We start from the raw sequence: 10,055 nt of genomic DNA, 5'->3' as shown, positions 1-10,055 counted from the left end.
GGGCGGTCGAAAACCCAAAGCAGGTGCTTGATCCCCAAACAAATTTGCACAGTTATTTCTGAACCAGACCACTAGAATAGGCACCTAACCTTTTTTAGAGCCCGAGCCCTATCTATGCCCGATCCGGTTGATGCCCTTGAGGTATCGGATTTACCACTGGACGACCTGGTGGCATGCCATGAGTGCGACTTGCTGATGCGCAAACCAGTGCTCGCCCTCGGCGAAAAAGCCCAATGCCCTCGTTGCGGTTACGAGCTTTATGCTCACCGCCACAATGTCGTTGAGCGGAGCCTCGCCTTGGTGCTGGCCGCGCTGCTGCTGTACATCCCCGCGAACTTTCTGCCCATCATGCAGCTCAATCTACTCGGACAGTCTTCTGAAGACACCGTCTGGAGCGGCGTCGTCGGCCTTTTCGATACCGGCATGCAAGGCGTCGCCGCCGTGGTTTTCCTGTGCAGCATGGGCATTCCGTTGCTCAAGCTACTCTGCCAGTTGGCAGTGCTGCTCAGCATTCGCTGGAAGGTCGGCCGCAGTTACGGATTACTGCTGTACCGCATCTACCATCACATGAAGGATTGGGGGATGTTGGAGGTCTACTTGATGGGCGTGCTGGTGGCGATCGTAAAACTTGCCGACATGGCCTCCATCACCGTCGGCCTGGGTCTGGTCTGCTTCGTCAGCTTATTGATGGTTCAGGTGTTGCTTGAGGTGGTGATGTCGCCCCACCAGATCTGGCAGGCGTTGTCAGGAGAGGATGATCATGCGGGCGATTGATGCGGGCATTCTGATTTGTACCGAATGCCATGAATTGAACAAGCAAGAGCCGGAGACCGACGAGCAAACCTGCACCCGTTGCGGTGCGTTGATCCATGCCCGTCGACCAAATAGCCTCACCCGTACCTGGGCGTTGCTGATCACCGCCGCCATTCTGTATATCCCGGCCAACCTTTTGCCGATCATGACCATCAACTCCCTGGGCCAGGGTGACCCCAGCACGATCATGGCCGGTGTGATCCAATTGGTGCAGCACGGCATGTTTCCTATTGCGGCCGTCGTATTTATTGCCAGCATCCTAGTGCCGACGTTCAAGCTGGTAGGCATCGGTCTGCTACTGTTTTCGGTACAGCGTCACCAACCGCTGTCCGCGCAACAACGCATTGTGATGTATCGCTTTATCGAATTCATTGGCCGCTGGTCCATGCTGGATATCTTCGTGATCGCCATCCTGGTGGCGGTTGTAAACTTTGGGCGACTTGCCAGTGTCGAGGCCAATCTCGGCGCTGCGGCGTTCGCCAGTGTGGTGATCTTGACGATGCTTGCCGCAGTAACTTTTGATCCCCGACTGATTTGGGATAACACGGAGTCGGACGACGACCATGAGTGATTTGCCTAAAGCTAAAACCCGCCCAGCCTCCAACTGGTCGGCCATTTGGGTGTTGCCCCTGATTGCCCTGATCATCGGTGGCTGGTTGGGATGGCGTGCCTATTCCCAGCAGGGTATCGAGATCCAGGTACGCTTTGAAAGCGGTGAAGGGATCCAGGTCAACAAAACCGAGGTGGTCTACAAAGGCATGCCTGTCGGCAAGGTCAAGACCCTGGCGCTGGACGACGAAGGCAATAATCGCGGGGTGATTGCCACCATCGAGATGAACAAGGATGTCGAACAGTACCTCAAGACCAACACGCGCTTCTGGCTGGTCAAGCCGAGCGTCAGCCTTGCTGGTATCACCGGCCTGGAAACCCTGGTGTCAGGTAACTACATCGCGGCCAGCCCGGGTGACGGTGAGCCCACGCGTAAATTCAAGGCGCTCTCCGAAGAGCCGCCTTTGTCCGACGCCAAGCCTGGTCTCCACCTGACCATCAAGGCCGACCGTCTTGGCTCGCTGAACCGTGGCAGCCCGGTATTCTACAAGCAGATCCAGGTGGGCCAGGTCAAAAGCTACCTGCTCTCCGAAGACCAGAGCACCGTCGAGATCAAGGTCTATATCGAACCGACCTACGCCAACCTGGTGCGCAAACACACACGCTTCTGGAACGCCAGCGGCATCAGCATCGACGCCAACCTCTCCGGCGTGAAAGTGCGCAGCGAATCGCTTTCCAGCATTGTCGCCGGCGGCATCGCCTTTGCCACGCCAGAGAACCGCAAGGACAGTCCGCCTACTGATCCGAGCCTGCCATTCCGTCTGTACGAAGACTTCGACGCCGCTGCAGCCGGCATCAAGGTCAAGGTCAAGCTCACTGACTTCGAAGGTCTGCAGGCCGGCCGCACACCGGTGATGTACAAAGGCATCCAGGTTGGCAGCCTGAAAACCCTGAAGATCGACCCGGACCTGTCCAGCGCCAACGCAGAGCTGACCCTCGACCCGCTGGCCGAAGATTACCTGGTGCAGGACACTCAGTTCTGGGTGGTCAAACCTTCCATCTCCCTGGCGGGTATCACCGGGCTTGAGGCGTTGGTCAAGGGTAACTACATTGCCATCCGCCCTGGTGACAAAGGCAGCGCGCCCCAGCGTGAATTCGTCGCACGGGCCAAGGCACCGCCGTTGGACCTGCGTTCGCCAGGCCTGCATATGGTGCTGTTCACCGATAACCTTGGCTCCCTGGATGTTGGCAGCCCGATACTCTACAAACAGGTCAAGGTCGGCTCAGTGCAGAGCTATCAGTTCTCGCGCAAGAACAAGCAATTGGTGATCGGTGTTCACATCGAGAAGGAATACGAAAACCTGGTCAATGGCTCGACGCGCTTCTGGAATGCCAGCGGCGTCACCCTGACCGGTGGCCTCACTGGCGGCATCCAAGTGAAGAGTGAATCCCTGGCGAGCCTGATGGCCGGCGGCATCGCCTTCGAGACGCCCGAGCCGAACGTTCCACTGAAAAAACGCATCCCGCGCTTTCGCCTGTTTGCCGACCGCGAGGCCGCCAACCAGCACGGCACGCTGGTTACCATCAAGGTCGATCGCGCCGACGGCATGCGCCCCGGCACACCGGTGCGCTTCAAAGGCCTGGACGTGGGCAAGATTGAAAGTGTCGACCTCAGTGCCGACATGCAGTCGGTACTGCTCAGTGCACGTATCACTCAAGTAGCGGACCGCATTGCACGCGTTGGCAGCCAGTTCTGGGTGGTCAAGCCTGAGTTGGGCCTGATGAAAACCTCCAACCTGGAAACCCTGGTCACCGGGCAATACATCGAAGTGCAACCGGCCGCGAAAAACGCCGGCCCGCAGAAGAGCTTCGTTGCGTTGGACCAGCCCCCTGAAGCCATCCACCAAGAGGCAGGCCTGAGCCTGACACTCAGCGCCGCACGCCGTGGTTCGTTGAAGGAAGGCGTACCGGTCACCTACCGTGAAGTCACCGTGGGCAAAGTCACCGGATACGAGTTGGGCCAGACCGCGGACCGCGTGCTGATCCATATCCTGATCGAGCCCAAGTATGCACCGCTGGTACGTAGTGGCAGCCGCTTCTGGAACACCAGTGGCTTTGGTCTCGACTTCGGGCTGTTCAAAGGTGCGACGGTGCGTACTGAGTCCTTGGAGACGCTGGTCGCGGGTGGCATTGCCTTCGCGACGCCAGATGGCGAGCGCATGGGGAATGCCGCACTTGCGAAGCAAACCTTCCCGCTGTTCGACAAGTTTGAGGATGAGTGGCTGACCTGGGCGCCGAAGATCCCACTCGGCAAATAGACCGAGGCGCGGACTTCGCGAGCAAGCCCGCTCCCACACTCGACCGCATTCCAAAGAATGTACTCGGTCAAATGTGGGAGCGGGCTTGCTCGCGAAGAGGCCGGGACAGATAACAAAAAGGCCCCTGGATTCTCATCCAGGGGCCTTTTGCATTTCAGCGAAAAAAATCAGACCTCGTCCAACTCCGGCTCATCCGCCTGCACATTCATCGTCGCCTTCACCACGTCGTGACGACGGATGTACTTCCAGTCCGCCTCGTCGATGTAGATGCCGTTCGGCCCACTGCCACCTTCCAGGTCGATCGCCACCTGGGCGGAGACCTGCGGCTTCACGCTGGCCAGGATCGGCACGAAGCCCAACTGCAAGCTGGTCTCCAGCAAGGCGGCCTGGTTTTTCTCGTCGATGTCTGCCGCTTCGTCGAGGTAGTACGGCAAGCGCACACGCCCGGCTTGGTCGCGGTCCATCAAGTGCAGCAACAAGTACATGTTGGTCAGCGCCTTGATGGTCATGGTGGTGCCGTTGGAGGCGGCACCATCGATGTCGGTATGGATCACCGGCTGGCCATGCACCTTGGTGATCTCGAAGGCCAACTCGAACAAGTCCTTGAGGCCCAACTGGTTATGGTTGGCAGCCACCAGGCGCGCCAGGTATTCCTTGGCTTCTTCGTTCTTGTTGTCCTGCTCGGCGCTCTGGCTGAGGTCGAACACCGAGAGGGTTTCGCCTTCTTCATACTGACCGGCACTGTGGATGATCTGGTCGATATGCTTGAGGGCTTCCTTGTTCGGTGCCAGCACGATGCGGAAGCTTTGCAGGTTGGAGACCTGACGCTTGTTGATCTCGCGGTTGAACAATGCCAATTGGTGCTCAAGGCTGTCGTAGTCGCTGCGGATATTACGCAGGGTCCGCGCAATGTCGGTGACCGCCGCGCGACGCGCCTTGCCCAACGTCAAGGCTTCATCGGTACGGTGCGCATAAGCGTTGATCAGCAACTGCAGGCGGCGCTCAACATCATCCTCGCTGTCGAACTTGGCCACGCCCTTGAGGCGCACTTGGGCATACAGCGCTTCGATCTGGCCATCGGCGCGCAGCAAGCTCTGCCAGCTGTCCTGATAGTCATTGAGCAGCGGCAGCAGGTTGTCCATGGAATCGTCGACCGGGTCCATGAACGGTGTGCCGAACGGCAAGTCCGCTGGCAACAGCTGACGACGGCGCAACGCGTCATCCAGCGTACGCTGCTTGGCTTCCATATCGCCGATCTGACGGCCCACCAGTTGCAGCTTGGCCGACAGCTGCTGGACGCGCTCGGTGAACGCATCACTGGAGCGCTTCAACTCATCCTGCGCCGCTTCCATCTGCGCCAGGTTTTCCAGCTTCTCGCCTTCTTCCGCGCTCAGGGTTTGTGCACGGCGGAAGTCTTCGAGGGCCTTCTGCGCATCCAGCACTTGCTGGTACAGCGCTTCGGTCTGGGTCTTGCTCGCGGCGCGGTCAGAGGCGACGGCTTGCTGGGTTTTCAGCTGCTTGAGTTCTTTTTCCAGACGCTCTTTCTGGTCGCGCAACGCCGCGCGATCCGCCAGGGCCTGCAAGGCTGGCGGTTCGATGTGGGAGATGTCGATGGACAGCCCTGGCACCTCAAAGCGCTCGCCCTTGAAGCCATCAAGGATCTGCTCCAGTGATTTAACCCATTGGCCATCCTCGTCCAGCGTGATGCCGTGTTCGCCCAACGGCAGGCTGAACAATGAACTGTTGAACAGGCGCATCAGACGCTCGACGTCCTGCTGTGAGAATTCTTCCCGCAGCTTGGCGTAGCTGTTGTTGTCGGCGTGGTCGAGCTGCTGCTTGACCGACTTCAAGCGCTTTTCCAGGTCACGCAGACGCTCGTCCAGATCCTCGGCGCTGAACTGCCGGGACTGCGCCAGGGCGCCCGCCAATTCATCGTGAGCATCCTTGGCCGCCAGCAGCTGTTGCTCCAGCACTTTCACGTCATCCACCAGGGCAAAGCGATGCTTGAGCACCGACAGCTCGCCCAGCCAGCGCTGGATACCGCTGATCTCACGCTCCAGGCGCATCAGCTCCTGGGTGCCGCCGCGCTGGTCGTTCTGCAGCGCGTCCTGCTCGTTGCGGTAGTGCTCGGCCTGGATGGTCAGCTCTTCCTTGCGCGCACTGGCGTAGTCCGACCAGGTGCCCAACAACGAATCCAGCAGCGGCGACAAGCGATGCAATTTGCCGCGCAGGATGTCGCGTTGCTTCACGCCATTGGACAGCGCTTCGACCAGCGGGCCAGCTGCGACCAACGAGTTGTAGTCCTGCTCCATGCGTCGCACATCGCGGAAGGCTTCTTCGCACGCGGCGATGTAATCGACACTGCCGGAACGCAGGCTGTGTTCAAACGCATCCAGGAACAATTGCTTGAGCTTTGCCGCCGTGATTTCGCGCATGTGCAGCAGGTTGATAAACAGCGCGCGGAAGGTCTTCAGGCTCTGCTCGCTGGTGGAGCGCAGCGGGATCAACGTCAGGTCCAGCGGGATCGATGTGTGGCCACCTACCAGCAAACGGCGCAGTTCGTCCGGCTTGAGTTCGTAGGCTTTCAGGCCTTCGCGCTCCAGGTTGGTGAACAGCTCTTTCTGACGCAGGCAGGTGTCGTTCTTCTGGTAGTGAGCCAGGTCCAGCTTGCCGGCATAGGCAAAGAACTGGTGACCGAAACCACCGCCCGGGCCGCGCCCGACCACGCCGATCACGTGCGGGCCGTGGGGCAGGGAGACTTCCACGAGGATGTAGCTGGTGTCGGTCGCGAAGTAGAAGCGCCGCGATTGTTCCAGGGTGTACTTGCCGAAACTCATGTCCGACATGCGCGCCAGGATCGGGAACTGCAACGCGTTGATCGACGCGGATTTGCCCAGGTTGTTTGCGCCATAGACCGACAGCGGTTCTTCCAGCGGGAACAAGCCCAGGCTGTATCCGGCGGTGTTCAATAGGGCGAAGCGGCGGATGCCGTAGCGTTCCTTGCTCATGCATCGGTCTCCTGTTCTTCGGCAATGGCGCGGGCCAGGGCGTCTTCTTCGCTTTCATCCGCGAAGTCGCTCAAGTCAAGTGGATCATCGGTTTTCAGCAGTTTCTCATCGCTGTCTTCGTCGATGATCACCGGTACCGGCAGCGGCAACACGCTGTGGACGCTGGCCGCGAGGTCGCGGTCCTGCTGCACCGACAGGCACACGTCGAGGAAGCGGTGCATGGGCGGCAGGAAGCGATAAATGCCGTTGTCTTCGCTGGCAAAACCCAGCTGGGTCATGCGGCGCATGATTTTCTCTTCGAGCTCTTCCTGGGTCTGTACCTCGGCCTGGATAAACAGGTCGCGGTACTTCTCCAGCAGCGACGGCAGCTCATCACGGCCCAGGCTGCCACCGTCGAGCACGGCAATCGGGTCGCGGCCCTGGTCGGCCAGATGCTCGACGATGATGAAGGTAAACAACGCCAGTCGCTGGGCGGTCTTGTTCACTTGCGCGGCGGCCACGGCGGTGTCCGGTACGAAGTAGTAGAAACCCCGCGTGTCGCAGACCAGCTCAAAGCCCAGGGCCTTGAAGAGTGTGCGGTACTGGTCCTGGAAGTTCGACAGTTGGGCGTACAGCTCCGGGTCGCGGCGGCTGACGTGGTAACCCTTGAACAGCTCGCGAAAGATCGGCGCCAGCTGGGATAGTTCGGATAGATCAAGATGCATAAGGTGTGCTCGCAGAATTCTCGGCGGCGTCAGACGTGGCCGGGAGCAGGGCGAATGAGCGCAGGCTGACCTGATGCTCGTGTGTGTGGTAATCGCGGCGTTCCAGGCGTTCGCGCTTGAAGCGTTTTTCGCGCGAGAGGCGCGAGAACCAGTACAGCAATTCGTCGGTGGCGCCGTCCGGCTCCTGCTCCAGCAGCCAGGTCATCAGGTCCGGCATTGGCAGCGCGTCTTCGCAGCGTTCGAGCATCTCCTTGACCGTGCGCGGTGCGCGCTGGGCGTCGCCCTTGTGGGATTTGTGTGCCTTGGGGAAGCGCGCCGGTTTCGGCTCGAAATTCGCCAGGGCATACACATACGCCTCGACCTGGCTGGCACTGCCGAGGAAGGTGCTTTGCGGCCGAGTGAACATCGGCATCGCCGCTTGCGGTACCGCGTCCAGGCCTTTACGCCGGATGGCCGACAATGCCAGCGCCGCGCCGCGGGTCACGGCGTTGTGCCGGCGCGCTTCTTCACGCAGCGGCAGCAGCAGTTCGCGGGCATGCCGCAGGGTCAGCTGGGCGCTGGTCTGCATTTCGAGGATGCGTGCGTGGGTACGCAGCAGCATGTCGTCGTCCACCAGGTGGCCGAGGCGCTGTTGTTCGGTGAGCATGCGCAGCAGCACATTCTCCACCTTGCGCACGCCTTGTTCGAAGGCACCGTCGGCGTTGACCAACTGGATCATCGGTTCGACGTATTCGTCCCAGGTTGCCAGGACTTCGGCGTAACGCTGGCGCAACGGGATCTGCCGGTCGCTGGTCTTGGCGCGGTCGGCCACGGCGGCGAGGGCTTGTTCGTCGTTGGCGAGTTTTTTCAGCACGTCGCGCACGCGCATGTCGAGCAAGCGCAGTTGACGGGCCAGGTCGTGGCCGTCACGGATGTCGAAGGCGTCCTGGATATAACCGGCCAGGCGCTCGAGGTGGCGCAGGTAGGCTTCGATTTCCAGGCACAGGCCAAGCCGGTGTTCCTTGCGAAGATAGGCCAGGAAATCATGGATCTGCGCGTTGAGCTCGAAACGGTTCGGGCTCTTGGCGACAGGCACCAGGATGTCCAGACGAATCCACACGTCCAGCAGGCTGGTGATGTCCTGGGGCGTGCTGTCCAGTTGTTGGGCGGCCAATTGCGCGCGCAGTTCGCCCAGGCTCAGGGTGCCTTGGTCGAAGTGTTCGCACAGTGGCTCAAGTAAGGCCCAGTGTTCGGCTAGGGCGCGCAGGACGCGCTTGGGTTCGATCATGGGAATGGCCGGCTGGTTGGCGATTAAAAGTCGCGATTGTACTGCATCGGGCGCGGGATTTATCCACAGCCGGTCAGTGCGCAGTGGGCGATTGTTGCCGAACAGCGGTAGAATCCCCGCTCTTTAGTTATCCACAAGTGGCCGAGCTGTGCTTATCGAGTCCCGACGTCGCGCTTACTTGACCGCCATGCAGGTGGTCAACTGGCTGCCCCGCACCGAACTGCCGTTTGCCGCGCCGTCGCGGCCCGAGCTGTTGCAGGCGCCTGAGCCCTATGAGGCGTTCGAGTCCTCGGGTGAGGAGGCGGCCGCGCGGGTGACGGTGGTCAAGCCCACCCCGGAAACGCGCCCGGCCGTCGAACGAACGAAGATCGAGGTGCCGCGCCCCGCGCCGATGACCAAGGCTGCCAAGGTGGCCGAAGAGGCTGCACCGGTGGTCAAGGCCCCGGTGGTGCCGCCGCCGCGTTTCGCCCTGCAATTGCTGCGGGCCGGGCGCTGCCTGTTGCTGGTGGAGTTGCCGACCGGCGAACGCTTCCAGACCCGCGACCCCGCCTATCTGCTGCTCAAGGACATGCTGCGCGCCGCCGGCCTGCCCGACAGCCCGCAAATCGTCGGCGACCCGGTGCGCTGGCCGCTGCTGGTACGTGGCAACATGGACCAGGGCCCGGAAGCTGCGCGGGATTTTGTGCAAGGTTTTGTGTCGGCTCGCCTCGAGGACGAACCTTGTGTATGCCTGTGGCTGATCGGCTTGCCTGCTGTGCGGTTTGCCGGCGAAGCCAACGCCGAAGCCTGGTACCGCGAACTGCAGGTCGAAAGCCTCGGTTCGGCATGGGCCCTGCCGGGCCTGGAATTATTAATGGAAGAGCCACAGCGTAAGGCTGATGTCTGGCAAGCCATGCGCCGGCTGATGGCGCGCTGGAAAACAACCGATGAGTGAGGCTTTATCCTTCCGCCCGATGACCGAGGCTGACCTCGATGCCGTGCTGAAAATCGAATACGCGGCGTTCAGCCACCCCTGGACCCGTGGGATTTTTCTCGATGGGCTGGGCAAGTACCAGATCTGGCTGATGTTCGAAGGTGAGCAGCAGGTGGGGCACGGCGTGGTGCAGATCATCCTCGACGAAGCTCACCTGCTGAACATCACCGTCAAGCCGGAAAACCAGGGCCGTGGCCTCGGGCTGGCGTTGCTGGAACACCTGATGTCCCGCGCCTATGCCGCCAGTGCGCGGGAGTGCTTCCTGGAAGTGCGAGACAGTAATACCGGCGCGTTTCGCCTGTATGAGCGTTATGGCTTCAATGAAATTGGCCGCCGCCGCGACTATTACCCGGCCGTCGGTGGCCGCGAAGATGCGGTCGTCATGGCCTGCACCCTGGTCGATTAAACACCGTCCAAAACCGT

Annotated in this window: 8 protein-coding genes; 5 read left to right on the top strand and 3 right to left on the bottom strand. The window is 60.7% G+C overall.

Going from position 1 to position 10,055, the window contains the following annotated elements; translation table 11 throughout:
* Positions 1–114: 114 nt before the first annotated feature.
* From BM70_RS0130330 to BM70_RS0130320, 3 genes are read left to right on the top strand one after another with little or no spacing between them, the layout of a single operon-like run.
* Entirely contained in the window at positions 115–774 is a 660-nt protein-coding gene (locus tag BM70_RS0130330; RefSeq protein ID WP_025859499.1) for a paraquat-inducible protein A, read from the top strand.
* Positions 761–1,384: a paraquat-inducible protein A gene (locus BM70_RS0130325; protein ID WP_025859498.1), complete on the top strand. Its 624-nt coding sequence runs from the start codon at positions 761–763 to the stop codon at positions 1,382–1,384. Before BM70_RS0130330 ends, BM70_RS0130325 begins: the two co-directional genes overlap by 14 nt.
* Positions 1,377–3,680, top strand: a complete 2,304-nt coding sequence (locus BM70_RS0130320; RefSeq protein ID WP_025859497.1) for a PqiB family protein — start codon at positions 1,377–1,379, stop codon at positions 3,678–3,680. The genes BM70_RS0130325 and BM70_RS0130320 overlap by 8 nt, the downstream gene beginning before the upstream one ends.
* 167 nt (positions 3,681–3,847) lie before the next feature.
* Here the strand turns inward: BM70_RS0130320 and mksF are convergent, their stop codons facing one another.
* From mksF to mksB, 3 genes are read right to left on the bottom strand one after another with little or no spacing between them, the layout of a single operon-like run.
* Positions 3,848–6,688: an Mks condensin complex protein MksF gene (gene mksF, locus BM70_RS0130315; RefSeq protein ID WP_025859496.1), complete on the bottom strand. Its 2,841-nt coding sequence runs from the start codon at positions 6,686–6,688 to the stop codon at positions 3,848–3,850.
* Positions 6,685–7,392 (bottom strand): Mks condensin complex protein MksE, encoded by a 708-nt coding sequence (mksE, locus tag BM70_RS0130310; protein ID WP_025859495.1) that lies wholly within the window; start codon positions 7,390–7,392, stop codon positions 6,685–6,687. Before mksE ends, mksF begins: the two co-directional genes overlap by 4 nt.
* Complete coding sequence (gene mksB, locus BM70_RS0130305) at positions 7,382–8,659, bottom strand: Mks condensin complex protein MksB (RefSeq protein ID WP_025859494.1); 1,278 nt, start codon at positions 8,657–8,659, stop codon at positions 7,382–7,384. The genes mksE and mksB overlap by 11 nt, the downstream gene beginning before the upstream one ends.
* Positions 8,660–8,846: 187 nt before the next feature.
* On the opposite strand from mksB, the gene BM70_RS0130300 reads away from it, so the two are divergent.
* Together BM70_RS0130300 and rimI are read left to right on the top strand one after the other, a co-directional pair.
* Positions 8,847–9,593, top strand: coding sequence for a hypothetical protein (locus BM70_RS0130300; protein ID WP_051556808.1), 747 nt, complete (start codon positions 8,847–8,849; stop codon positions 9,591–9,593).
* Positions 9,586–10,038 carry a ribosomal protein S18-alanine N-acetyltransferase gene (gene rimI / locus BM70_RS0130295; protein ID WP_005784514.1) on the top strand — a complete coding sequence of 151 codons (453 nt, stop codon included), beginning with the start codon at positions 9,586–9,588 and terminating at the stop codon, positions 10,036–10,038. Before BM70_RS0130300 ends, rimI begins: the two co-directional genes overlap by 8 nt.
* Positions 10,039–10,055: the final 17 nt, after the last annotated feature.

It is taken from the genome of Pseudomonas sp. CHM02, assembly GCF_000612585.1.
Classification (GTDB): domain Bacteria; phylum Pseudomonadota; class Gammaproteobacteria; order Pseudomonadales; family Pseudomonadaceae; genus Aquipseudomonas.
Note: the sequence above shows the minus strand (reverse complement) of the source record. Positions and strands in the feature narration are given on the sequence as shown.